We start from the raw sequence: 22,640 nt of genomic DNA, 5'->3' as shown, positions 1-22,640 counted from the left end.
CTCGGGCTATGGGTCAAACGTTATTCTTCGCTGTCGTCTTCGTCGTTCTGATTTGCCGCCTGCGCCTTGGCCAGCTTGTCGGCCCGAAGCGCGTCACGGATCAGATCGTCCGTCAGGATGAGCTTGGCTTCCGCCAGCGTATTGAACGGGATCACCACGCGCGGCTCCTCGCCATACGCGACCTGATCGCGCTCCAGGGTGAAACCGTCTTCATTGACCGCGGTGATCTTGCCGCGAAAACGCTTCCGGTTGTCCACCAGGATCGAGGTCTCGCACTTCACCAGATGGCCGTTCCAGCGGGTGAAATCGGACTTCCGCACCATCGGCCGGTCAATGCCGGGCGACGAAACTTCCAGATGATAGGCCTTGTCGACCGGATCCTCGACATCCAGCACCGGCGATACGGCCATCGATACGGCTTCGCAGTCTTCGACGGTCATCGTGCCGTCGGTGCGTTCCGCCATGATCTGCAGCGTCAGGCCGTTCTGGTTCATCATGCGCACGCGAACCAGGTTGAAATCCATCGCCACGAGCACGGGCTCGATGATGTCGGCGATACGACGGTCAAGCCCCGTCTCAGTGATGATCCGTGCTTCGCCGGGACCCGGCTGCGGCATCTCTTCGGACAATCGTTTTACTCCCGATTGGATACGATCGCCAATAAAAAAGAGCGGGTCCTTCCGGGCCCACCCTTCATCTGTCGATCAAGAATTTGAATGTCATATACGCCAACGACCCGCCAATTGCAAGCTTTTCGCCGGGCCCAAAAACAATCTTGCCTTTCGTGCGTTCCACGTTGCAAGTTCACCCCCGGCTGCTTCCGCCAGTTCTCCCCCGGTCAAAGGACGAGCCACCCGTGCCCGACAGACGTTCCCCGCTTTCTCCCCTCAGCAACGAATTCTACCGGCGCATCTGGCTCGCCAGCATATCCTCCAATCTCGGAGGTCTGATCCAGGGCGTCGGTGCTGCCTGGATGATGGCCTCCATCTCGACATCGGAAAACATGGTGGCCCTGGTCCAGGCCTCCAACACCGGGCCGATCATGCTGCTCTCGCTGGTCGCCGGCGCCATTGCCGATAGCTTCGACCGCCGCCGCGTGATGATCGCTGCCCAGCTCTTCATGATCACGGTGTCGGCGCTGCTCACCCTCTTTGCCTTGCTCGGGCTCATCACCCCCTGGATCCTGCTTGGCTTCACCTTCCTGATCGGCTGCGGCACCGCGCTCAACAACCCGGCCTGGCAGGCCTCGGTCGGCGATATCGTCCCGCGCGAAGATCTCGCCGCCGCCGTCTCGCTCAACAGCATGGGCTTCAACATCACCCGCAGCGTCGGCCCGGCGATCGGCGGCATGATCGTCGCCTTCGCCGGGGCGGCGGCCGCCTTTGCCGTAAACACGCTTTCCTATTTTGCCATTGTTTATGCGCTCATCCGCTGGCGCCCGGATTTCCCGAAGAACCCTCTGCCGCGTGAACAGCTCGGCCAGGCCATCTGGGCGGGCCTCCGTTACGTCTCGATGTCGCCCAATCTCGGCAAGGTGCTGTTCCGCGGCTTCGTCTTCGGCCTGACCGCTACCGCCATCCTCTCGCTCTTGCCCATCGTCGCGCGCGATCAACTGTCCGGTGGAGCCTTGTCCTATGGCGGCCTGCTCGGTGCTTTCGGCTTCGGCGCCATCCTCGGCGCGCTTGGAAACCAGCGCCTGCGTGAAATTCTGTCTTCGGAGGATATCGTCCGCGCCGCCTTTGCCGGTTTTGCCGTCTCAGCTGCCTTAACCGGCATCAGCACTTCGATCTGGCTGACGGCCGCAGCGCTTGTGCTCGCCGGCGCCTGCTGGGTGCTGGCCCTGTCACTCTTCAATACGGTGGTGCAGCTCTCGACCCCGCGCTGGGTGGTCGGCCGCGCACTCTCGCTCTACCAGACCGCCACCTTCGGCGGCATGGCAACGGGCAGCTGGCTCTGGGGCAGCGTCGCCGAGAGCGCCGGCTCGTCAGAGGCGCTGGTCGCCTCCGGCATTCTCATGATGGTGGGCGTTGCCATCGGCTTCGTTCTGCCCATGCCGGCCTTCGCCACCCTCGATCTCGATCCGCTCAACCGCTTCAATGAACCGTCGCTCCGGCTCGACATCCGCCCACGCAGCGGCCCGATCGTCATCCAGATCGATTTCGAGATCACCGATGCCGACGTGCCGGAATTCTTGAGGGTCATGGTCGAGCGCCGCCGCATTCGACTGAGGGATGGTGCCCGCAACTGGACCCTGATGCGCGACCTGGAAAACCCCGACATCTGGACCGAGACCTATCACGTCCCGACCTGGGTGGATTACGTCCGCCACAACCACCGGCGCACCAAGGCCGATGCCGAGATCACCGACCGCCTGCTCGAACTGCATCGCGGCACGTCGCCGCCACATGTGCATCGCATGATCGAGCGCCAGGCCATCCCGCCGTCGGATGACGTCTTCCACCAGCACCCGGTCGATCACCCGTGACGGGGCAGATCGATCAGCGCAGCTTGGCCTTCAGCCCCTCGTTCGGATAGCAGGTCGGCCGCATGCCCTGGCGGGTCTGCCATTCGCCGAGCGACCGGCGAGTCTTGTAACCCGGCAGCCCGTCCACTTTCCCGACGTCATAACCCTGCGCCACCAGCGCCTGTTGCATGGCAAGCACATCCGAGCGCAGCATCTTGCCGACGTCGCCCCAGGCGCCCTTGAACGCCCCGCCACCGGAGCCGATCCGGTCGGCCAGATTGCCGATGAACAGCGCATAGAGGTCGGAATTGTTGTATTCCTTGATCACGTAGAAATTCGGCGTGACGAGAAATTCCGGCCCGTTTGTGCCCGCCGGCACCAGCATCATCGCCTGCTGTTTCGTCTCGCTCGAGGGAAAGCCCTTGCCCGAAATCCGCTTTATGCCTTCGCCCGCCCAGACAGAAACCAGCTTTGCCCGGTCAGGCCCTTCCTGCGCACAGGACACCACGTCGGGAATGGAAACCTCGTAGCCCCAGTCGCGACCCTTCTGCCAGCCGCTCTTCACCAGGTAATTGGCGATCGAGGCCAGCGCATCCGGCACCGAGTTCCAGATGTCGCGCTTGCCGTCCCCGTCGAAGTCGACGGCATATTTCAGATAGCTGCCCGGCATGAACTGCGGCTGCCCGAGCGCCCCCGCCCACGACCCCATCATCCGCTCGGCCGGCACGTCGCCGCTTTCGATGATATGCAGCGCCGAAATCAGCTCCTGCTGGAAGAGCGGCTTGCGGGTCGACATGAAGGCCTTGGTCGCCAGAACGTCGATTGCCCTATAGGGTAGTTTCGCCTTGCCGAAGCCGGATTCGCGCCCCCAGATCGCGACAAGCACCGAACCCGGCACCCCATAAGTCGCCTCGATCTTGCGCAGCGTCGAGCCATATTGAGCGGCAAGCGACCGTCCGGTCGCCGCCAGCCCCTGCAGCCGCTTTTCGGAAAAATAGCTGGCCGGCGACGAAAATTCCGCCTGGCTCTGCGCCTGCTCCTTCGGCGGCTTGGTGCCGGGGGGCACGAGATCCGGCAGGTCCCATTTCAGCACCGCCCCTTGCATCGTCCTGTCGAAGACGGATTTCTCGATGCCCCCGGTTTTCGCGGCCTGCCAGAGATCGGTCGCGATCCAGCGCTGGAACTGCGCCTCGACCTGGCTTTTCGACGGCGCAGCCGAAGCACCGCTTGCCGACGCAAACAGAAGGCCCGCGATCGTCAGCAGACGGCCGGGTAGGGAAATCAGTCGCAGCATAAAAAACCTCCTCAAAGGAGCGGTCAGATCGCCGTCCGGGCGCGCAGCGCCGCCGACAGTGTGCCTTCGTCGAGATAGTCGAGCTCGCCGCCGACGGGAACGCCATGCGCCAGCCGCGTGATCTTGACGTCGAGCCCGGCGAGATGATCGGTGATGTAATGCGCCGTGGTCTGCCCCTCGACGGTGGCATTGACGGCGATGATGATCTCGCGGATCCCGCCCTTGGCCACCCGCTCGATCAGGCCTTTGATGTTGAGATCATCAGGCCCGACCCCGTCGAGCGGCGACAGCGTGCCGCCGAGCACATGATAGGCCGTGTTCATCGCGGTTGCCCGCTCCAGCGCCCAGAGATCAGAGACATCCTCAACAACGATGATCACGGAGCTGTCGCGCTGCACATCGGTGCAGACGCTGCAGGGATCGATCGTGTCGACATTGCCGCAGCAGGAGCAGATCTTCACCTTGTCATAGGCCTCGCCCAGCGCATGACCGAGAGGACCAAGCAACTGGTCCTTCTTCTTGATCAGGTGCAGCGCCGCGCGGCGGGCCGAGCGGGGACCTAACCCCGGCACTTTCGCCAGCAGCTGGATCAGCTTCTCGATTTCGGGACCGGTGACTCGTTTTGCCATGGCGGCGTTTCTAGCCCATATAGACCAAGAACGGAATCGCAGAACGGGAAATCTCCGATGAAAATCCTCGCCGTTTGCCTCGGCCGGCCGGAAGTCCTGGCGGGCAAGAAATACAAGACCGGCATCAACAAGCTCGCCATTCAGGGGCCAATCATGATCGATGCCGAAGGCCTCGTCGGTGATGCAATCCTCGACCGCAAACACCATGGCGGCGTCGATCAGGCCGTATACATCCAGGGCAGCCTCGATATCGACTGGTGGAGCAAAGAGCTCGGTCGGGAACTGCATCATGGCATGTTCGGCGAAAACCTCGTGATCGAAGGTCTGGAAAGCCAGATGCTCGCCGCCGGTGACCGCTTTTCAATTGGCGATGTCCTGCTCGAAATCACCTCGCCCCGCATGCCCTGTGCCACCTTTGCCGCCCACATGGGCGACCCGAAAATCGTCAAGCGCTACACACAGGCCGCCCGCCCCGGCGCCTATGCCAGGGTGCTCCAGGGCGGCATGGTCGAAGCCGGCCAGCCGGTCACCTACACCCCCTATGACGGCGAGCGCGTCACGATGGCGGACATGATGGCGACCTACGGCCGCAAGCTGAGTGAGGCAGATCGCGCCCGCTACCTCTCTGCCCCGGTCCACTACAAGACCAGGGACGCCATCCTCGCCGGCGAGATGTGAGCCTCCGGTTCAGGTCGAACCAGTCGACGGACCCGACACGGCAGAGCGGACCAGCGCCTGCGCCGCAAGCCCGGCTTCGTGGAAATAGCTCGGATCGCGGTAAAGCATCGCCTGGCTGAACGCGCCGTCGATCAGAAGCGAAACCTGTCGGGCGAGGCGCGCCGGCTCCGACACGCCGTTCTCCGCAAGGATCTCCGCAAACCAGTCTTCGACGCGTTTCTTGTGATCGACGCCGATCTTGAGGGCCGGATGCCCCGGCTGGTTGACCAGTTCTGCCGCCGTGCGCAAGAAGCCGCAGCCCTTCCATCCCGGCTTGCCCGCCTCGTTGGCAAGGTGGTCGAAAATCGCCCCGATCCGCTCGGTGACCCCGCCCTCTGCGGCCGCATACCACGTCGCATAGCGCTGCAGATTGGGATGGTCGCGCAGCCGAAGGTAATCGGCGATCAACTCGTCCTTGCTCTTGAAGTGATAATAGAGCGACCGCTTCGTCAGCCCGGCGGCCTCGGCCACGGCATCGACGCTCACCGCGCGGATCCCCTCGCGGTAGAACAGCCGGTTGGCGGCATCGATGATGGTGTCGCGGGTCGTTCGTTCGCTGGCCATGCGACCAATGTATACTGACCAGTGAGTATACACAACGGAAGAACCGGGTGATGATGGCGGCACGTTCGGGAGGCCGGCCATGGATGCGGAAGAGATCGAAATCAGCTGCGCGGACGGCATCCGCCTCGGCGGTCATCTCTGGCCGTGCCGTGAACCGGCCACGGCCGTCGTCATCATCAACGCCGCCACCGGTGTCGCGGCGCGGTTCTACCATGCCTATGCCCGCTTCCTCGCGGCCCACGGCTTCCACGCGATCACCTATGATTATCGCGGCATCGGTCAGTCACGACCGGAAACGCTGAAAGGTGTCGCCTTCCGCTGGCGCGACTGGGGCGAGAGGGATTTCGATGCGGTCCTGCAATTCGCAGCAGAACATTTCCCGCAAAGCCCTGTCCTTGTGGTCGGCCATTCGATCGGCGGCTTCCTACCCGGTTATGCGGCGCGTGCGCCGCGCATTCGCCGCATGCTCACGATCGGCGCGCAATATGCCTACTGGCCCGACTACCGTCCCGCCAAGCGCCTTCGCTATCTCTTGAAATGGCACCTCGTGATGCCGGCTTTGGCCATGACGCTGGGTTATTTCCCCGGCCGCAGGCTCGGCTGGCTCGAAGACCTGCCGAAGGGTGTGGCCCTCGAATGGGCCTTCCGCGGCCGCCGCATAGAAAGGGGCTACACCCCGCACGAAGCGTCAGACCTGCGGTCGCGCTTCTCGGCCGTCGCCGCCGAAATCCTGGCGGTCAGCGTGACGGATGACGATTTCGCCACCCCGTCCGCCATGCGCCGCGCCGCGTCCTATTATGACGGCGCGACCGTTGAGAAGGTCATGCTGAAGCCGGAAGATGCCGGAGGTTCCGAAATCGGCCATTTCGACCTCTTCCGGTCCCGCCATGAAAACGGCTTCTGGCTCGATACGCTTCTGTGGTTGCGGGAGGGCGTGAACCCCTGGCCGCATCGCCGCTTTGATTAAAACGGCAGCTTCATGCCCGGCGGCAGCGGAATGCCGGCGGTGACAGATGCCATCTTTTCCTGGGTCTGCGCTTCCACCTTGTCCTTGGCGTCCTTGTGGGCCGCCACGATCAGGTCTTCCAGGATCTCGACGTCGTCTTCCTTGAACAGCGACGGGTCGATCTTGACGCTGCGCAGCTCGCCCTTGCCGGTCAAGACGACGCTGACGAGGCCGCCGCCGGATTTGCCTTCGATTTCGAGTGCGGCGATTTCCGCCTGCATCTTCTCCATCTTGCCCTGCATTTCCTTGACCTTGCCCATCATGCCCATGATGTCGCGCATCGTCGTCTCCTTGGTCTCTTCTCGATTGATGTGGCGCGCGCAGCGCCTTTAGAATTCGATATCGTCGCCCGGCAGGATATCGCCCTCGGCCGATTCCGCCGCCGCAGGCGGGGTTACCAACGTGTCGTCGTCTTCGACAGCGCCCGCCTTGATCCGCACGTCGGTAATCTTGGCACCGGGGAAACGCGACAGGATCGCGGCTACGTCAGGATCCTGCCGCGCATCGAGCAGCCGCGCCTCACGCGTCGAATTTTCTGTCTGCACCAGCGTCGGCGAGCCGGCTTCGTTCGACAGCGTCACCCACCAGTTGATCCCGGTCCACTCGGTCAGCCGAAGCTTCAGCTCGTTGACGATGGTCGGTGGGCACTGCGTCTCCAGCCGGATCTCCAGCCGCCCCGGCTCGATCTTCACCAGATGCACGAACTGGCGAAGCTGTGCGCGCAGCACCGGGCTTCGGTTCTTCGTGCAGAGGTCGGCGATATCGTCGAGCGAGTTGACCTCGATCAGCGGCGCCGGCGCCTCCTGCACCCTAGGCTGAACGGTTTCCATGGTTCGCGGCAGCGCATCGCCAGCCGGCACGCTCTGCAGATGCGCCACAGGCTGGCTCATCGCCGGGCGCGGAGCGCTGTCCTGCGATGGCTGCGCCACCGCCTGAACCCGCATCGCCATCGAAGCGCCACCGCCGCCGCCATTCGGGCGCGGGGCAGACGGCGCGCTGTCGCCGCCTTCGCCATTCGACATCTCAAGCAGGCGTCGCGCCGCATCCTCAGGCGAGGGGAGATGCGCCGCATGCGCCAGCCGGATCAGCACCATTTCCGCAGCCCCGGCCGGCCGAGACGACGCCTCCACCTCCGGAATGCCCTTGAGCAGCATCTGCCACATGCGCGACAGCGTCGTCACGGCGACAGTGTCAGCCAGTTCACCACCGCGCACCCGCTCGGCTTCGGAGAGCGACGGGTCCTGCGAGGCAGTCGGAATATATTTGAGCCGCGTCACCAGATGGGTGAAATCGGCAAGATCGGTCAGCACCACCGACGGGCTGGCGCCCGCCTCATACTGGCTGCCGAACTCCGACAGCGCGGTTGCCACGTCGCCGCGCACCACATGCTCGAACAGATCGACAATACGCGCCCGGTCGGCAAGACCCAGCATGGCGCGCACGGCATCCGCATGCACCATGCCGCCGCCATGCGCGATCGCCTGATCGAGCAGCGACAGTCCGTCGCGCGCCGAACCTTCGGCCGCGCGCGCAATCATCGCCAGCGCCTCTTCCTCGGCCTGGATGCCTTCCTTAGATGCAATGGTCGAAAACAGCCCGACGAGATCGCCGGCACTGATCCGCCGCAGGTCGAAGCGCTGGCAGCGGGAGAGAACCGTGATCGGAACCTTGCGGATTTCGGTCGTCGCGAAGATGAACTTCACATGCTCCGGAGGCTCTTCCAGCGTCTTCAACAGCCCGTTGAAGGCCGCCGTCGACAGCATGTGCACTTCGTCGATGATATAGACCTTGTAGCGCGCCGAAACCGGGCGATAACGCACCTGCTCGATGATCTCTCTGATATCGTCGATACCGGTATGCGAGGCCGCATCCATCTCGATCACGTCGACATGCCGGCCTTCCATGATCGCCTGGCAATGTTCGCCGGGGATGCGAAGGTCGATCGTCGGCTTGTCGATTTCGGCGGTCTTGTAGTTCAGCGCCCGCGCCAGAATGCGCGCCGTCGTCGTCTTGCCCACCCCGCGCACGCCGGTCAGCATATAGGCCTGAGCGATACGTCCGGTCTCGAACGCATTCGTCAGCGTGCGGACCATCGGCTCCTGGCCGACCATCAGATCGGTAAAGTCTTTGGGACGATATTTGCGGGCGAGAACGCGGTATCCGCCGGGGGCGGCCTTGGCCTCTGCAGTGGGCTCCAAATCGCTCATCGCGCTGCCAGCTTCCCCTTGCCGCCCGAAGCCGGGCATGGCACGGCCCCTGTCGAAAGAGAGGCCGGAAATGAAGATGAGGTGGGAGGCTGGCACGATGACCCGTGCCGCGCTCGTTGGGGCTGCTTCCTTCCGGACCTGACCCGGTTGGCGAGTGGCTCGTCCACCACCAACCTCCCGAGGAGACATATCGGCAATAACGCCGCCAAATGCAAGCCAAGCCAGAAAAAAACTGCTAGGCTCGCAAAAAACGAAAGGGAGAAACACCTTGCAGCCATTCGTCCTCGACGCGCGCCTCGCGCAGGACAGCGTGTCGATCATGAAGCTCGGCCTGTGTGACCTCCGGCTGGCCAAGGACAGCCGCTGGCCATGGCTCATCCTCGTGCCCCAGCGCGCCAATGTCTCCGAGGTCTTCGATCTCACCCCGCTCGACCAAGCGATGTTGACCTTCGAGCAGGTCACTGTCGGCGCTGCCCTCAAAAAGGCGACCGGTGCGGAGAAGATCAACATCGCCGCAATCGGCAACATCGTTCGCCAGCTTCATGTCCATGTCGTCGCGCGTGTGGAAAATGACCCCAACTGGCCCGGCCCGATCTGGGGCTTCGGTCAGTCCGTCCCCTATGAGGAAGAGGCCCTCGCGGCCATGAAGAACAGGATTCTTGAAGCATTCCAATGAAGAACTCGATTTTCCTCAATCGCGCCCCCCATCTTGAACCGAGCGAACTCACCGCCTTTTCCGGCAACCGCCTGGATCGCGACAGCGAACATCGCGACGAAACTTCGCTTGAAACCGCGCTCAAGGTCGAAGGCACCCATATCCTCGCCTTTTCGGGCACCCAGCTGGTGCTGAAACATGACGGCCAGATCCTCGATCCACTCTTTGCGCCCTATGAACTCGCCGCCCTGCAGCCGGATTTCGACCAGGCGATCCTGCTCGGCCACCAGGCGAACGGCGAGCCGCGCCTCGCTGTCCCCGTCGCGCTGAAGCCGGAAGAATTGTCGGCCGAGTTCAAACCCGCCGACCCTCGCGCTTTGTTCCGCGACGCGCTCGTCGGCGAAGACCTGCTCGGCGAAGTCGCCCAGGCTTTAAGCCTCCTGCGCTGGAATGCCGACAACAAGTTCTGCGGTCGCTGCGGCTCTCTGATGGAAACCCGCATCGGCGGCTACAAGCGCATCTGCACGGCATGCGACAACGAGATTTTCCCGCGCACCGATCCGGTGGCCATCATGCTCATCGTGGACGAAAAGAAGGACCGCTGCCTGATGGGCCGCAGCCCACGGTTCCCCGCCGGGATGTATTCCTCGCTCGCCGGCTTCATCGAGCCGGGCGAAACCATCGAAAACGCCGTACGCCGTGAAACCCGCGAAGAATCCGGCATCACCGTCGGCCGCGTCCGCTATCACGCTTCCCAGCCATGGCCGATGCCGCATCAATTGATGATCGGCTGTTACGGCGAGGCGACGACGACGGAGATCACCTTCGATTCCGTCGAGCTCGAAGACTGCCGTTGGTTCGGCCGCGACGAGATCGGCACCATGCTGTCAGAGGGATCCTTCGATGGCCGCACGCTCCCCATCAAGGGCACGATCGCCCGTCGTCTGATCGAGGACTGGTACGAATGGCGGCACTGAGCAATTCCAGCAAAAGTGGGAACCGGTTTTGCGTCCGGAATCGCGCATCAATGGGGTAAGCCGCCATTTCGAAACTCAGCGTCAGAGCTTCCCCCGCATTTCATGTGCCTTGTACACCCCGAGAATATGCACCTTCTCGGAGAAGAAACGCAGTTCCTCGAGCGCGCGTTTCACCGGTGCGTCCTCCGGATGCCCCTCGATATCGGCATAAAACTGGGTCGCAATGAACTTGCCGCCGATCTGGTAGCTTTCGAGCTTGGTCATGTTGACGCCATTCGTCGCAAACCCGCCCATCGCCTTGTAGAGGGCCGCCGGAATATTGCGCACATTGAACACGAAGGTGGTGATGAAGCGTTCGTCCGGGCTCGTCCGCTTCGGTTCGTCCTGATCTCGGGACAGGACCACGAAGCGGGTCACATTGTTTTCCGAATCCTCGACGTTTTCTGCCAGGATCTCGAGACCGTAGAGCGAGGCCGCAAGCCGGGGTGCGAGCGCCGCCATGCTGCGGTCGCCCTTTTCCGCCACCTGCTTGGCAGCCCCGGCCGTGTCGCCCGCCACCACGGCCTTCCAGCCATGGCTGCGGATGATCTTGCGGCACTGCCCGAGCGCATGGATATGGCTGTGCACGGTCCGGATCTCGTCCAGCTTCACCCCCGGCAGCACCATCAGCTGAAAGCGGATCGGCATGAAATACTCGCCGACGATATGCAGGCGCGAGAGCGGCAGGAGATAGTGGATGTCGGCGACGCGTCCGGCCAGCGTGTTTTCGATCGGGATCATCGCGAGATCGACTTCGCCGGTCTCCAGCGCCACGAAGGCATCCTCGAAGGTCGGGCAGGGCAGGGGCTCCATGGTCGGGAACATGTCCCTGCAGGCCATGTCGGAATTGGCGCCGAAGTCGCCCTGGAAGGAAATCTTGTTGGTGGGAGCCAAGGGAATGAGGTCCTTAGTTGGAGGAGGCTGAAAGGATCAGCCGGGCCTTGTCGAGATCGGCGGGCGTGTCGACGCCGAGCGGAACCGTCTTCACCACTTCGACATCGATGCGCATGCCCGCTTCCAGCGCGCGCAGCTGTTCAAGCGATTCCCGCTTTTCCAGCGTCGAGGGTGAAAGCGCAACGAAACGTTCAAGGGCTTCGCGGCGATAGGCGTAAAGCCCGATGTGATGATAGAGCGGACCGGCACCATGCGGCGCAGTCGCCCGGGTAAAGTAGAGCGCCCGCAGACGACTGTCGGAAAGCGGCGAACCCACCACTTTGACGACGTTCGGATTGGTCTTCTCGTGGTCGTCGACGATCTCGACCGTCAGCGTCGCGATATCGACCGCCGGGTCCTCCAACGGCCGCAGCGCCGCGCGAATGGTCTGCGGATCGATCGTCGGCAGGTCGCCCTGCACATTGATCACAATCTTGGCGCGTCCTTCCGGGTCGACCTTGGTAAGCGCCTCGAAAATCCGGTCCGAGCCGGATTGATGGTCGACCCGTGTCATCACCACCTCGAAGCCGGCGGCCTCGACCGCGTCAAAGGTCCGCTGATCGTCCACGGCCACGATGATTCGCCCGACATCGGCTTCCTGCGCCCGTTTTGCCACCTGCACGATCATCGGCAGGCCGGCAATATCGGCCAGCGGCTTGCCTGGCAAACGGGTGGATGCCATGCGGGCGGGGATGAGGACGAGCGTTTCGTCGCTTTTGCCGGCATTCATTCTCGTAACCCCTTCAAATCACCGCACGGAAGTGTCAAAAAGTCCCAGTTGCGGGACCATAATCGTGTTGCAAGTGTTATGCAAAAGACATAGGTTCCGCGCGATTTCAAGATCGCCCGGTTGCTGATCGGCCGGCTGCATGGGGAGCTTTGCAGATGAACTCTAAAATGAATATGGCCGTCGGTGCCCTTCTGGGAACCGTCTTCGTGCTGATGTCCGTGTCTATCGCTTCGGAAGGCATCTTCCACTCGGAAACCCCCGAGAAGGAAGGCTTTGCCATCGTCGCTGAAGCAGGGGATGCACCGGCTGCCGAAGAAGCTGCGGCTGCAACGCCGATCGCCGTCCTGCTGGCGAGCGCCGATGCCAAGGCCGGCGAAGGCGTCTTCAAGAAGTGTGCGAGCTGTCATAGCATCGAGAAGGGCGGGCCGAACAAGGTCGGTCCGGACCTGTGGGGCGTTGTCGACCGTCCGATCGCCAGCCACGAAGGCTTCAGCTATTCGGCGGCCATCACCGAATTCTCCAAGGGCGGCACCGAGCACTGGACCTTCGACCACCTCAACGCCTTCCTGACGGCGCCGAAGAAGCACATCCCGGGCACCGCCATGGGCTTCGCAGGTCTGAAGAAGGACGACGAACGCGCCAACCTGATCATGTACCTGCACACCCAGGCCGATAACCCGGTTCCGCTGCCGTCTCCTGACGCTGCAGCGGCACCCGCCACCGAGGCCGCACCTGCCGCTGCCGCACCTGCGGAGGCTCCGGCCGAACCGGCGCCTGCCGCTCCGGCAGAGGCTCCTGCCGCACCCGCAGAACCGGCTCCGGCTCAGCCAGCAACGCCGTAATCGGCGCCGCAGACTGATCGTTTCAAATCTTGTGCAAGTTTTCGCCCGGCCCTCGTGGTCGGGCGTTTTCTTTGCCGAAGCGTCAGAGCAGCAACAAGGCCCAGAGCGAAACGCTGAGCACGCCGACTGCCGTCGACAGCGTGATGACGGAGGCGGCGAGCCCCTGGCCGACGCCGAACCGGTTGGCGATCAGCCAGGCATTGATGCCTGTCGGCACCGAGGATGTCAGCACGAGCGCTGCCGTCCATTGCGGCGAAAGTCCCAGCAGATGCGAGGTGAGCCAGACCGACGCCGGCATCACCACCAGCTTCACCGTCGATATCGTGCCGGCGATCCGCACATTGCCCAGCATTCCGTATTTGTTGAGCGTCATGCCGAGCGATATCAGGGCAAGCGGTGCTGCCGTGCCGGCCACCTGGCCCACCAGCCCGTCGATCATCTTCGGCAACGGCCCGCCAATGATCTGAACCACCATGCCGGCAATCAGGCCGATCACCAGCGGATTGCGCAGGAGGTTGAGGCCCACCTGCCGCGAGACGGCGAGAATGCCATGCGATGGCTGCCCGCTCGTCTTTTGCTCGGCCCGTTCCATCAGCACGGTCCCGATGATCATCATCAGCGGCAGATGGATGGCGAGCAGGATCGACATGGCGACGATCCCCTCCGGCCCGACCGTCCGTTCCACCAGCGGAAGGCCGATAAACACGTTGTTGGCAAAGGCCGAGGAGACGCCGGCCAGCACACCCTCCCGCCGGTCCCGACCGAAAAGTCGGGTCGCGATCAGGTGGCCGATGGTCCAGGCGACGAAGACGCCGGCAAAATACGATATCCAAAGGCGGAAAGGCGAGGCTCCGTGAAAATCGGCATTGGCGATGGTCCGGAACAGCAGCATCGGCACCGCCACATTGAACACGAACGCGCCGAGGCCGTCACCGACCGAAGCCGAGAGGATCTTCAGCCGCACCAGCAGCCAGCCGAACAGAATGAGGATGAAGATCGGCAGGACGTCTTGGGCAATGGCGGTCATGAAATGTCGAATCGTTGGGGAGAGAAAGCCTATTCATAGGAGCAGGGAGCTGCGGCGCCAATGACAAACCTGTCCCGGTGACAGGTCCGGTTTCCGAAAGCAAGGTGTTTGAAGGCTCCAGAACGTCAAAAAGCAGGCCATGCCTGCTTTTTCGCCCGGCTCATCCGGGATGAGGGTTGCCGCCAGTACATCCGTGGTCGGCACCCGAAAGGAAAGCCGTGATGGCCTTCGCGAGCGACAGGGGAGCGCTGCTCGCATCTCCGGATAACCCGGATCGGTGACATCGGCATGACAGTGCCGGGGAGGGCGTCTTTTCTCTTTCCTAACCCATAAAAACGACTATGACCGACGAGCGATAAATTCGGAGCCCCATTTCATGAGCCAGTTCGATGTCCTGACCGTCGGTAACGCGATCGTCGACATTATCTCCCGCTGCCAGGACCAGTTCCTGATCGACAACGGGATCACCAAGAGCGCGATGAATCTGATCGACGCCGAGCGTGCCGAACGACTCTATTCCCTGATGGGCCCGGCTGTGGAAGCCTCCGGCGGCAGCGCCGGCAACACCGCCGCCGGCATCGCCAATTTCGGGGGCAAGGCCGCCTATTTCGGCAAGGTTGCCCAAGACCAGCTCGGCCATATCTTCACCCACGACATCCGCGCCCAGGGCGTGCATTTCGAGACAGCCCCCGGCACCACCCAGCCGCCCACGGCCCGCAGCATGATCTTCGTCACCGAAGACGGCGAGCGCTCGATGAACACCTATCTCGGCGCCTGCGTGGAATTCGGCCCCGAAGATGTCGAGCCCGAGGTCGTTGCCCAGTCCAAGGTCACCTATTTCGAGGGGTATCTCTGGGATCCGCCGCGCGCCAAGCAGGCCATCCTCGATTGCGCCCGCATTGCCCATGAAAACGGCCGCGAAATGTCGATGACGCTGTCCGACAGTTTTTGCGTCGGCCGCTACCGCGAAGAGTTTCTGGAGCTGATGCGCTCGGGCACCGTCGACATCGTCTTCGCCAACGAGCAGGAAGCCCTCTCGCTCTACGAGACGGACGACTTTGCCGAAGCCCTCACCCGCCTGTCGGCGGATTGCAAGCTGGCGGCCGTCACCATGGGTGATCAGGGTGCTGTCGTGGTCAGGGGTGATGAGCGCATTCGCGTGCCCGCAACCGAGATTGCAAGCCTCGTCGACACGACCGGCGCCGGCGATCTCTTCGCCGCCGGTTTCCTCTTCGGCTATACGCAGGATCGCTCGCTGGAAGATTGCGCCCGCCTCGGCTGTTATGCCGCCGGCATTGTCATCCAGCAGATCGGCCCGCGGCCGATGATGTCGCTGAAGAAGGGCGCAGCCGAGATCGGCCTTATTTGAAGGCCTCTCCCGGATAGGCGCCCCAGATCTCTTCCTGCGAGACCCAGCCGGTGACCCCTTGGGTCTCGGCCTTGCACCAGTTGCCGTTGCATTCTTCGATCTTGACGACGACGCCCGGCTCGAGCTTGGCGATGACGGCGGCAGACGACATGGAATCACGCCGCATCATTACATAGACATTGTTGCCCTTGCCGCGCATCCAGGGCGCGGCCACGGCCGTGCGCTGGCCGGACAAGAGCGTCTGGCTCACCCAGCCTTCGGTGCCGTCGGCATCGCGGATCTGTCGCCAGTTTTCATATTCGCGGATGATCTCGACCGGCAGCCCTGACTTCAGGTAGCGCCAGGAGACGGCATAGTCCGTGCTCGGCCCGATCCTGAGATTGACCTTTTCGGCCTTGAGGCTCACGAAACGCGGAAGCGGCAGGCCGCTCGATCCTTTGGTGGTCGACTGGGCGAGACCCGGTGGTGTCCCCGCGATCAGGAACAGGGCGAGGGCACCGGAGAGAAGGCTGACTCGGGACAGGTTCACAGACATGATCGTTCCGGACTAAGCGATGGAAACAAAGGACGTATCTGCCCTTTTGGGGCGGGCTTGCGGGGAGCCCGGGACAAATCAGCAACGCCTCGACGAGTTTTGTTTGTCTTCCCCGACGGGTTTGCTAGAAATTGCCCTTCAAGGGAGAGAGTATCCTCCGCGTTGGTTAACGAGTTCTGAACAAGGCATCGAACCATCCCATGACGAACAGGAAAAGACCCTCGGTCTATATCACCCGGAAACTGCCTGACGCCGTGGAAACGCGCATGCGCGAGCTCTTCGAGGCCGAGCTCAACATCGACGACAAGCCCCGCACGCGCGAAGAGTTGATCGCCGCCGTCAAGTCCTGCGACGTGCTGGTCCCGACCGTCACCGACCGCATTGATTCGGGCCTGATCGAGGAAGCCGGCCCGCAGCTCAAGCTGATCGCCAGCTTCTCCAACGGCACCGACCACATCGATATCGATGCCGCCGCGAAGAAGGGCATCACGGTCACCAACACGCCGAATGTGCTGACCGAAGACACCGCCGACATGACCATGGCGCTGATCCTCGCCGTGCCCCGTCGCCTCGTCCAGGGCGCCCGCGTGCTGATGGACCGTCCCGGCGAATGGGAAGGCTGGTCGCCCACCTGGATGCTCGGCCGCCGCATCTGGGGCAAGCGCATCGGCATCATCGGCATGGGCCGCATTGGCACGGCGGTCGCCCGGAGAGCCAAGGCCTTTGGCCTGTCGATCCATTATCACAACCGGAAACGGGTCAATCCCGCGACCGAAAACGAGCTCGAAGCCACCTATTGGGACAGCCTCGACCAGATGCTGGCGCGCGTGGACATCGTCTCGGTCAATTGTCCCTCGACGCCCGCCACCTTCCATCTGCTCTCGGCCCGCCGCCTCGCGCTGCTGCAGCCGACCAGCTACATCGTCAACACCGCCCGCGGCGACATCATCGACGAGGATGCGCTCATCCAGTGCCTGCGCAACGGGCGGATCGCCGGCGCCGGGCTCGATGTCTTCGAGAACGAGCCGGCCGTCAATCCGAAGCTGGTCAAGCTCGCCAACGAAGGCAAGGTTGTCCTCCTGCCGCACACCGGATCGGCCACCATCGAAGGCCGCATCGACATGGGCGAGAAGGTGATCATCAACATCCGCACCTATTTCGACGGCCACCGCCCGCCCAACCGGGTCCTGCCGAGCCGGACGTAAGAGCCGGACCTGACGGTTGCGTCAGAGCAACGGCTTGCGCATCTCGATAAAGGTCATCCGGTCATAACCCGGATGGGCCTTTTCCGCCGTCTTGACGAAACCCCAGGCGCCGAAGCGGTTGTGGTTTCCGACAAGCTCTATCCGCGTCTCCAGCCGAAGCGCCGGCAGCGACAGCTCCGCCGCCAGAGCCTCCGCTTGGTTCATCAGCCGCCGACCGATGCCGCGCCCCTGGGTCCCAGGCTCGACCGCAAGCTTGCCGACATAAAGGCAATCCGCCTCCGGCCGCAGATAGATGCAGCCAACCGGCACACCCCCGTCGAGCGCCACATGGCCGATCTCGTCGCGCGCCTTTTGCTTGAGGCTCTCCACCGTCAGCCGATGCGCGGAGGAGGGTGGGTCGATCACCCCGTCCATATAGGAAAAAGACCGCAGGATGAGCCCTAGCAGCGCCTCATGATCCTCGTATCCGCCCGTGCCTATCCGCTGCAAAACTACCATTTCAAACTCAACCTCGTCTTTTGTAACGCACCGTCTCGAACCGTGCCGAAAGTCCGTCATACATCACCAGCTTGCCGACAAGCGGCTCGCCGATCTCGGTGATCAGCTTGATCGCCTCCATCGCCATCAGCGTGCCGATCACTCCGGTCAGCGCCCCGATCACACCCACTTCGGCGCAGGAGGGAATGAGCCCCTCAGGTGGCTGTTCCGGGAAGAGATCGCGGTAACGCGGGTAAAGCCCGCCATCCGGCCCGGCCTCATAAGGCTTCAGCACTGTCACCGTCCCGTCGAACCGCCCGACAGCCCCGGTCACCAGCGGCACCTTCGCCACTTCTGCCGCATCGGCCGCCGCATAGCGCGTCTCGAAATTGTCGGAGCCATCGATCAAAAGCGTCTGGCCGGGCAGATGGTCGCGAGCAAAATGCGCATCGAATCTTTCCTCGAAGCGGATCACCCGGCAATGCGGGTTGAGCCGTGCGATCGCCCGCGCAGCACTTTCCGTCTTCTGCTCCCCGAGCGTGCCGGTGTCATGGATCACCTGCCGCTGCAGGTTCGACAGCGACACCCCGTCATCATCAACGATCGACAGCGTGCCGACCCCGGCCGCCGCCAGATATTGCAGCACGGGTGAGCCCAGCCCGCCAGCCCCGATCACCATGACACGCGCCGCCTTCAGCAGCTGTTGTCCATGCCCGCCCACTTCGGGCAGCAGGATATGGCGGTGATAGCGGGAGATCTCGTCGGGAAGCAGCGGGTCCATGGTCACCATCATGCCACTCCATTGTGCTGGTTCAAAGTAAACTCACACATCCAAGCTGCCATCCTCGACAGTCACGATCTGCGCCCGGTCTCCGAGCGCCGAAAACATCGCGACGTCGGTGCCGGTCATGAAGGCCTGGCCCCCCAGCGCATCGATCCGGTCAAAGAGTGCTGCCCGCCGCCCCTCGTCGAGATGGGCGGCAATTTCGTCCAGGAGCAGGATCGGCGCAAAACCCGTCATCGTCGCCACCAGCCGCGCATGAGCCAGAATCAGCCCGATCAGCAGCGCCTTCTGCTCGCCCGTCGAGCAGCGCTCCGCATCCATGTTCTTCTCGATATGCCGCACGGTCAGGTCCGCCCGATGCGGCCCCTCCAGTGTGCGTCCCGCCGCCGCATCCCGGTGCCGCGATTGTGCCAGCACCTCGATATAGCGCTCCTCCAGTTCGAAGGCTGGCAGGTCGGAAAGTTCATCGAGAAAGCCGGTGAGCGACAGCTCTGCCGAAGGAAAAGGTGACGTCTGGCGGTCGGCCTCGATCAGCCCGGCCAGAAGCCCCAGCATCTCGCGCCGTGCGGCCGCCATCGCCACCCCGAGGGCCGCCATCTGCTGCTCGATGCCGGAAAGCCAGGACGGATCGAACCGCCCCTCCGAGAGCAGCCGGTTGCGGCTGCGCATTGCCCGTTCGAAATCATTCGCCCGCCGTCCATGCGCCGGGTCGAGCGAAAGCACCAGCCGGTCGAGAAACCGCCGCCGCTCGGCCGAAGGGCCGGTGAACAGCCCGTCCATCGCCGGCGTCAGCCAGAGTATGCGCAGATGGTCGGTCAGATCATCGACGGATTTGGCCGGCGACCCGTTGATCCTGAGCCGGCGAACCAGATTGCCGTCCTCGGTCGTCTCCGTCCCCGTCCCGATATCCGCCTCGCCATTCATGCCGTCGACGGCAGCAAAAATCGTGAAGCTCGCCTCTGCCCCGATTCGCGGAATGTCCGACAGCACAGCCCGCCGCAGTCCCCGTCCGGGCGACAACAGCGAGATCGCCTCCATGAAATTTGTCTTGCCGGCGCCGTTCTTGCCCACAAGCACCACATGCCGGCCGTCGAGGACAAGTCCGGCCTGGGTGTAGTTGCGGAAATCGGTGAGCTTCAGCCGCTGGATCTGTGTTTTCTGGGTCATCGGTCGCATCAGTTGTCGCGTCCTGAGCTAGGCCGATTGGTCGTCCAAGGCAAGGTGGCGCGCGTTTTTCCCGCCCCTCACCGGCTGCGACCCTTGGCGCCGTGAAGGCACGGTTGCTTTCTGCTATGGTCCTCGCCTGGGGATCCTGGGAGACAGCCATGCAACGACACTCCGACGACCAGACGCCGGAAGAGGCGCGGCGCGACCATTGGGAGATGCTGCGTTTCCTCGCGGTCAACGCCCTCGTTGGAGCAGGCCTCGGTCTCGTGGTCGGCTTCGCCATTCTCTGGCTCGATATCGGCGGTGTCGGCACCTCGCTGTCGCGCTCGCTTCATCCTGTTCTGCCGACCCTGATGATGGTCGTGCCGCTGGCGCTCACCTTCGCCGCCGCCGTGACCGCCTCGGCGGTCATGCTTATGCCCTACCGCAAGAAGAAGCAGCGCTGAGAGCTCCTGTCGCGCGCGCGCATTTGACGCCCGGCCTGTCTTCCGGCATGGAGAGCCGGCACGCAAACCCGATGGAGAGACGAAGATGGATGACGCGCAAAACGACCGCATCACGCGCCTCGAAGAGACGGTCGCCCATCAGACCCGCGTGATCGAGGAACTGTCGGACCAACTTGCCGAGCAGTGGAAGGTCGTCGAACAGACCCGCGCCAAGCTCGACCGGCTGACCGAACGCTTCCTCACCCTTGAGGAGCAATCGCTCGACGCGCCGGCGATCACCCGCCCGCCGCACTACTGAGCAGAGCCTTTCGGATCCTCGTCAGCGCGACGTCGACGACAGCCCGCCCATCAGGGCATCGACGATCGTTTCGATCTCGCCGGGCGAGACCTCCAGCCGTCCGGTCAGCAGCCGGTTCCAGCAGAAGCCCGACAGCAACTCCATGATCGGTTCCGGGTCGAAGTCGCCGCGCACTTCGCCGCGTGCCTGTCCGCGCGCCAGGATGACGCCGCTGGACCGGCATCGCGTCACCGCATAATCGCGCAGAGCGATCAGGGCCTCCGGATCGCTTTGTGCCGCCGCGATGATAGACCGGAAGATCTCGCCGCCATTGGTTCGCCAGAAACCGAGCAGGGCTTCGAGAAAGGCGACGAGGTCCTTCCGCGTGTCGCCGGTATCGGCGTAGAACGTCTCGCCCTTCTGCCGGTGGTAGACATCGAGCAGAAGTGCCGCTTTCGAGGGCCACCAGCGATAGATGGTCGGCTTCCCCGCCTTGGCGCGGCGGGCCACGGCCTCGATGGAGAAGCCGCCGAGACCGCTTTCGCGCAAGATCTCTTCTGCCGCATCGAGGATCGCCGTCTCGCTCGCCGGGTTTCGTTGCGCACCGATCGAGGTCCGTTTTGTGATATCCATCGAGGTCTTCGTCACATCTGTCGTTCTCATGATGGTCCATAACACGATTTCCTATTGAACGAAACGGTGCGTTTCAATATAAACGATACGTACCGTTCTGATGGAGCCTCCCATGTCGAATTCACCAGTTGCCCGTCCTGCACCGTCGAAACATCGGCTGGCCGCCTTGATGCTGCTTGTCATCTATCCCTTCGTCACGGCGATCCTCTACGTCCTGATGCCGCTCACGGAAGGCTGGCCCATCTGGGCGCGGACCCTCGTCCTTGCGCCGGTCATGGTCAGCTCCATCGTGTATGGAATCGCGCCGACTCTCCACCGCCATCTCGGCTGGTTCATACTCCGTCAGCCCCGCCCGGCCCGTATCCGCGCCTGAAGCCGTGTTGGTAACAGGCCTTGCGACAGTTTCGCGCTTGCGGCCGCCTGATCGCAATGCTATCCACTCGAAATCTATCGGGGGATAGCATGGCCGAAACGGGAATCCGGACAGGGTTTGATCGGGCGATACGCATGATCTGCGTGATCGCGCTCGTTCTGCTTGGCCTTGCCCATCGCCCGCCTGTTCCCGCCATCCCAGTGCTCGATCCCAGCGAAGTCGCGCGTCTGATCCTGCCGGATGGCACGCTTCCTGAACTCTGCCTTCCCGGCACCGATCAGGACGGCAAGTCCAAAACCCATACGGCAGCCTCCGATTGCGAAGCCTGCCGGATCTCCGCTGCCATTGCTCTGCCGGCTCCGGCGGATCTCGTCGGCATCCGTTTGCCGGTCGCCATCGCCGCCGTTCTGCCGCAGCCGGCAGAGGCGCATTACCGTCAACTCTTCCCGCCCAATAGCGCTCCTCGCGCGCCCCCCATCCTGACCTGATCGATCAACGGCCCTGCGTCTCGCCGGGCCATCTGTCTCATCAGGCCGGGCCGCATGCGCATGACGCATGTCCGGTCGCAATCCGGATGTAAGTCATGTTGACAATGCTTGCCGAAGGCGAGGCCCGCAAGGGGCCGCCTCTTCCTGCGATGATGGGTGCTGAACGCAAATCCAGAGCGGAAAACGCTCTGCTTCCACCGCGCACCACGCTCTTTCTCGAAGGCTTCTCCCGCTCCCCGCAATACCGGGTGCTGGAAGGCTGTGTCGCCACGTCCCAGACCCTGACCGATGGCCGTCGCCAGATCATTGATCTCGTCGGTCCCGGCCGTCTGGTCGGCTTGGGTTTCGGCGATCGCAATCGCTATTCCGCCGAAACCCTGGGCCTCACCCGGCTGGAGCCGGTCGCCGAAACTCTGTCACCGGGTGATCTCGAAGCAAGCCTCGGCGAAATGCTGGCCCGCTCTCAGGCGCTTGCCATGCTGCTCGGCCGCAAGACGGCGCCCGAACGGGTTGCCTCGGCGCTTCTCGATCTCGCCGGCCAGTTCGGTCGGCCCGCCCGGCAGCAAAAACGCGGTGCCGTCACCTTCCATCTCTTTCCCACCCGCACCGATCTCGCCGATTGGCTCGGGCTGACCGTCGAAACCGTCAGCCGGTGCTTCACCCGCCTGAAGAAGGCTGGCCTCATCGATTTCCAGCACAGCGACCGGGTGACCCTGCTCGAGCCGCTGCATCTGGCCCGTGTCGCCGCCGGCGACCGTCCTTTGTCCTGAACCGTCCAACCCTTTGCCTCAAGGATCCATAT

At 63.2% G+C, this 22,640-nt stretch carries 27 protein-coding genes and 1 other RNA gene; 13 read left to right on the top strand and 15 right to left on the bottom strand.

Annotated elements, in window-relative coordinates:
- Positions 1 to 20: 20 nt before the first annotated feature.
- On the bottom strand, positions 21 to 617 hold the full coding sequence (gene rimP / locus DMY87_RS22570) for a ribosome maturation factor RimP (protein WP_110793930.1): 597 nt from the start codon (positions 615 to 617) through the stop codon (positions 21 to 23).
- Positions 618 to 856: 239 nt separating this feature from the next.
- Between rimP and DMY87_RS22565 the strand changes: the two genes are divergently transcribed.
- Positions 857 to 2,485 (top strand): MFS transporter, encoded by a 1,629-nt coding sequence (locus DMY87_RS22565; protein ID WP_110793886.1) that lies wholly within the window; start codon positions 857 to 859, stop codon positions 2,483 to 2,485.
- Between the two features lie 13 nt (positions 2,486 to 2,498).
- On the opposite strand, the gene DMY87_RS22560 is transcribed toward DMY87_RS22565, so the two are convergent.
- Positions 2,499 to 3,758, bottom strand: coding sequence for a lytic murein transglycosylase (locus DMY87_RS22560; RefSeq protein WP_110793885.1), 1,260 nt, complete (start codon positions 3,756 to 3,758; stop codon positions 2,499 to 2,501).
- A 23-nt stretch (positions 3,759 to 3,781) separates the two neighbouring features.
- Entirely contained in the window at positions 3,782 to 4,387 is a 606-nt protein-coding gene (gene recR / locus DMY87_RS22555; protein WP_110793884.1) for a recombination mediator RecR, read from the bottom strand.
- Positions 4,388 to 4,444: 57 nt separating this feature from the next.
- Between recR and DMY87_RS22550 the strand changes: the two genes are divergently transcribed.
- A complete protein-coding gene (locus DMY87_RS22550) occupies positions 4,445 to 5,065 on the top strand; it encodes an MOSC domain-containing protein (protein ID WP_110793883.1) in 621 nt (206 codons plus the stop codon).
- 9 nt (positions 5,066 to 5,074) lie between these two features.
- Here the strand turns inward: DMY87_RS22550 and DMY87_RS22545 are convergent, their stop codons facing one another.
- Positions 5,075 to 5,668 carry a TetR/AcrR family transcriptional regulator gene (locus DMY87_RS22545; protein ID WP_110793882.1) on the bottom strand — a complete coding sequence of 198 codons (594 nt, stop codon included), beginning with the start codon at positions 5,666 to 5,668 and terminating at the stop codon, positions 5,075 to 5,077.
- A 79-nt stretch (positions 5,669 to 5,747) separates the two neighbouring features.
- Between DMY87_RS22545 and DMY87_RS22540 the strand changes: the two genes are divergently transcribed.
- Positions 5,748 to 6,635, top strand: a complete 888-nt coding sequence (locus DMY87_RS22540) for an alpha/beta hydrolase family protein (protein ID WP_110793881.1) — start codon at positions 5,748 to 5,750, stop codon at positions 6,633 to 6,635.
- Here DMY87_RS22540 and DMY87_RS22535 read toward each other — a convergent pair.
- From DMY87_RS22535 to ffs, 3 genes are all read right to left on the bottom strand, one after another.
- Positions 6,632 to 6,955 carry a YbaB/EbfC family nucleoid-associated protein gene (locus DMY87_RS22535; RefSeq protein WP_110793880.1) on the bottom strand — a complete coding sequence of 108 codons (324 nt, stop codon included), beginning with the start codon at positions 6,953 to 6,955 and terminating at the stop codon, positions 6,632 to 6,634. The genes DMY87_RS22540 and DMY87_RS22535 overlap by 4 nt on opposite strands.
- Before the next feature lie 48 nt (positions 6,956 to 7,003).
- Positions 7,004 to 8,881, bottom strand: coding sequence for a DNA polymerase III subunit gamma/tau (locus tag DMY87_RS22530; RefSeq protein ID WP_110793929.1), 1,878 nt, complete (start codon positions 8,879 to 8,881; stop codon positions 7,004 to 7,006).
- Between the two features lie 81 nt (positions 8,882 to 8,962).
- Positions 8,963 to 9,059, bottom strand: an RNA gene (gene ffs, locus DMY87_RS22525) — signal recognition particle sRNA small type.
- A 90-nt stretch (positions 9,060 to 9,149) separates the two neighbouring features.
- Here ffs and DMY87_RS22520 point away from each other — a divergent pair.
- Both DMY87_RS22520 and nudC read left to right on the top strand, forming a co-directional pair.
- On the top strand, positions 9,150 to 9,557 hold the full coding sequence (locus DMY87_RS22520) for an HIT family protein (RefSeq protein WP_110793879.1): 408 nt from the start codon (positions 9,150 to 9,152) through the stop codon (positions 9,555 to 9,557).
- Complete coding sequence (nudC, locus tag DMY87_RS22515; protein WP_110793878.1) at positions 9,554 to 10,513, top strand: NAD(+) diphosphatase; 960 nt, start codon at positions 9,554 to 9,556, stop codon at positions 10,511 to 10,513. The genes DMY87_RS22520 and nudC overlap by 4 nt, the downstream gene beginning before the upstream one ends.
- Before the next feature lie 81 nt (positions 10,514 to 10,594).
- On the opposite strand, the gene DMY87_RS22510 is transcribed toward nudC, so the two are convergent.
- Both DMY87_RS22510 and DMY87_RS22505 read right to left on the bottom strand, forming a co-directional pair.
- Positions 10,595 to 11,446, bottom strand: a complete 852-nt coding sequence (locus DMY87_RS22510) for a prephenate dehydratase (RefSeq protein WP_110793877.1) — start codon at positions 11,444 to 11,446, stop codon at positions 10,595 to 10,597.
- A 13-nt stretch (positions 11,447 to 11,459) separates the two neighbouring features.
- Positions 11,460 to 12,215, bottom strand: coding sequence for a 3-deoxy-manno-octulosonate cytidylyltransferase (locus DMY87_RS22505; RefSeq protein WP_110793876.1), 756 nt, complete (start codon positions 12,213 to 12,215; stop codon positions 11,460 to 11,462).
- Positions 12,216 to 12,370: 155 nt separating this feature from the next.
- Here DMY87_RS22505 and DMY87_RS22500 point away from each other — a divergent pair, with 155 nt between their 5' ends.
- Complete coding sequence (locus DMY87_RS22500) at positions 12,371 to 13,057, top strand: c-type cytochrome (RefSeq protein ID WP_110793875.1); 687 nt, start codon at positions 12,371 to 12,373, stop codon at positions 13,055 to 13,057.
- Between the two features lie 82 nt (positions 13,058 to 13,139).
- Here the strand turns inward: DMY87_RS22500 and DMY87_RS22495 are convergent, their stop codons facing one another.
- Positions 13,140 to 14,084: an AEC family transporter gene (locus DMY87_RS22495; RefSeq protein ID WP_110793874.1), complete on the bottom strand. Its 945-nt coding sequence runs from the start codon at positions 14,082 to 14,084 to the stop codon at positions 13,140 to 13,142.
- Positions 14,085 to 14,460: 376 nt separating this feature from the next.
- Between DMY87_RS22495 and DMY87_RS22490 the strand changes: the two genes are divergently transcribed.
- Complete coding sequence (locus DMY87_RS22490) at positions 14,461 to 15,453, top strand: adenosine kinase (RefSeq protein WP_110793873.1); 993 nt, start codon at positions 14,461 to 14,463, stop codon at positions 15,451 to 15,453.
- On the opposite strand, the gene DMY87_RS22485 is transcribed toward DMY87_RS22490, so the two are convergent.
- Complete coding sequence (locus DMY87_RS22485) at positions 15,446 to 15,988, bottom strand: SH3 domain-containing protein (protein WP_110793872.1); 543 nt, start codon at positions 15,986 to 15,988, stop codon at positions 15,446 to 15,448. The two genes, DMY87_RS22490 and DMY87_RS22485, sit on opposite strands and share 8 nt — an antisense overlap.
- A gap of 200 nt (positions 15,989 to 16,188) precedes the next feature.
- Here DMY87_RS22485 and DMY87_RS22480 point away from each other — a divergent pair, with 200 nt between their 5' ends.
- Entirely contained in the window at positions 16,189 to 17,193 is a 1,005-nt protein-coding gene (locus tag DMY87_RS22480) for a 2-hydroxyacid dehydrogenase (protein WP_110793871.1), read from the top strand.
- A 21-nt stretch (positions 17,194 to 17,214) separates the two neighbouring features.
- Here DMY87_RS22480 and DMY87_RS22475 read toward each other — a convergent pair whose 3' ends face one another.
- Genes DMY87_RS22475 through recF form a run of 3 tightly spaced genes read right to left on the bottom strand, consistent with a single transcriptional unit; the run spans position 17,215 to position 19,621 of the window.
- Entirely contained in the window at positions 17,215 to 17,691 is a 477-nt protein-coding gene (locus tag DMY87_RS22475; protein ID WP_110793870.1) for a GNAT family N-acetyltransferase, read from the bottom strand.
- A 7-nt stretch (positions 17,692 to 17,698) separates the two neighbouring features.
- A complete protein-coding gene (locus tag DMY87_RS22470; RefSeq protein ID WP_110793928.1) occupies positions 17,699 to 18,451 on the bottom strand; it encodes a molybdopterin-synthase adenylyltransferase MoeB in 753 nt (250 codons plus the stop codon).
- 42 nt (positions 18,452 to 18,493) lie between these two features.
- Positions 18,494 to 19,621, bottom strand: coding sequence for a DNA replication/repair protein RecF (gene recF, locus DMY87_RS22465; protein WP_110793927.1), 1,128 nt, complete (start codon positions 19,619 to 19,621; stop codon positions 18,494 to 18,496).
- Positions 19,622 to 19,779: 158 nt separating this feature from the next.
- Here recF and DMY87_RS22460 point away from each other — a divergent pair, with 158 nt between their 5' ends.
- The gene (locus tag DMY87_RS22460) at positions 19,780 to 20,067 is read left to right on the top strand and encodes a hypothetical protein (protein ID WP_110793869.1); all 288 of its coding nucleotides are present in this window, start codon (positions 19,780 to 19,782) and stop codon (positions 20,065 to 20,067) included.
- An 85-nt stretch (positions 20,068 to 20,152) separates the two neighbouring features.
- Positions 20,153 to 20,365 (top strand): SlyX family protein, encoded by a 213-nt coding sequence (locus DMY87_RS22455; RefSeq protein WP_110793868.1) that lies wholly within the window; start codon positions 20,153 to 20,155, stop codon positions 20,363 to 20,365.
- A 21-nt stretch (positions 20,366 to 20,386) separates the two neighbouring features.
- Here DMY87_RS22455 and DMY87_RS22450 read toward each other — a convergent pair whose 3' ends face one another.
- A complete protein-coding gene (locus DMY87_RS22450; protein ID WP_245409015.1) occupies positions 20,387 to 20,977 on the bottom strand; it encodes a TetR/AcrR family transcriptional regulator in 591 nt (196 codons plus the stop codon).
- A 112-nt stretch (positions 20,978 to 21,089) separates the two neighbouring features.
- Here DMY87_RS22450 and DMY87_RS22445 point away from each other — a divergent pair, with 112 nt between their 5' ends.
- The 3 genes from DMY87_RS22445 to DMY87_RS22435 all read left to right on the top strand — a co-directional run bounded on the left by DMY87_RS22445 (position 21,090) and on the right by DMY87_RS22435 (position 22,608).
- Complete coding sequence (locus DMY87_RS22445; protein WP_110793867.1) at positions 21,090 to 21,350, top strand: putative antibiotic biosynthesis monooxygenase; 261 nt, start codon at positions 21,090 to 21,092, stop codon at positions 21,348 to 21,350.
- A gap of 134 nt (positions 21,351 to 21,484) precedes the next feature.
- Positions 21,485 to 21,838 (top strand): hypothetical protein, encoded by a 354-nt coding sequence (locus tag DMY87_RS22440; protein ID WP_245409014.1) that lies wholly within the window; start codon positions 21,485 to 21,487, stop codon positions 21,836 to 21,838.
- A gap of 95 nt (positions 21,839 to 21,933) precedes the next feature.
- The gene (locus DMY87_RS22435) at positions 21,934 to 22,608 is read left to right on the top strand and encodes a helix-turn-helix domain-containing protein (RefSeq protein ID WP_110793865.1); all 675 of its coding nucleotides are present in this window, start codon (positions 21,934 to 21,936) and stop codon (positions 22,606 to 22,608) included.
- Positions 22,609 to 22,640 lie beyond the last annotated feature (32 nt).

This window comes from Peteryoungia wuzhouensis (assembly GCF_003205195.1).
Taxonomy (GTDB): domain Bacteria; phylum Pseudomonadota; class Alphaproteobacteria; order Rhizobiales; family Rhizobiaceae; genus Allorhizobium; species Allorhizobium wuzhouense.
This window is presented reverse-complemented; position numbering and strand designations above follow the sequence as displayed.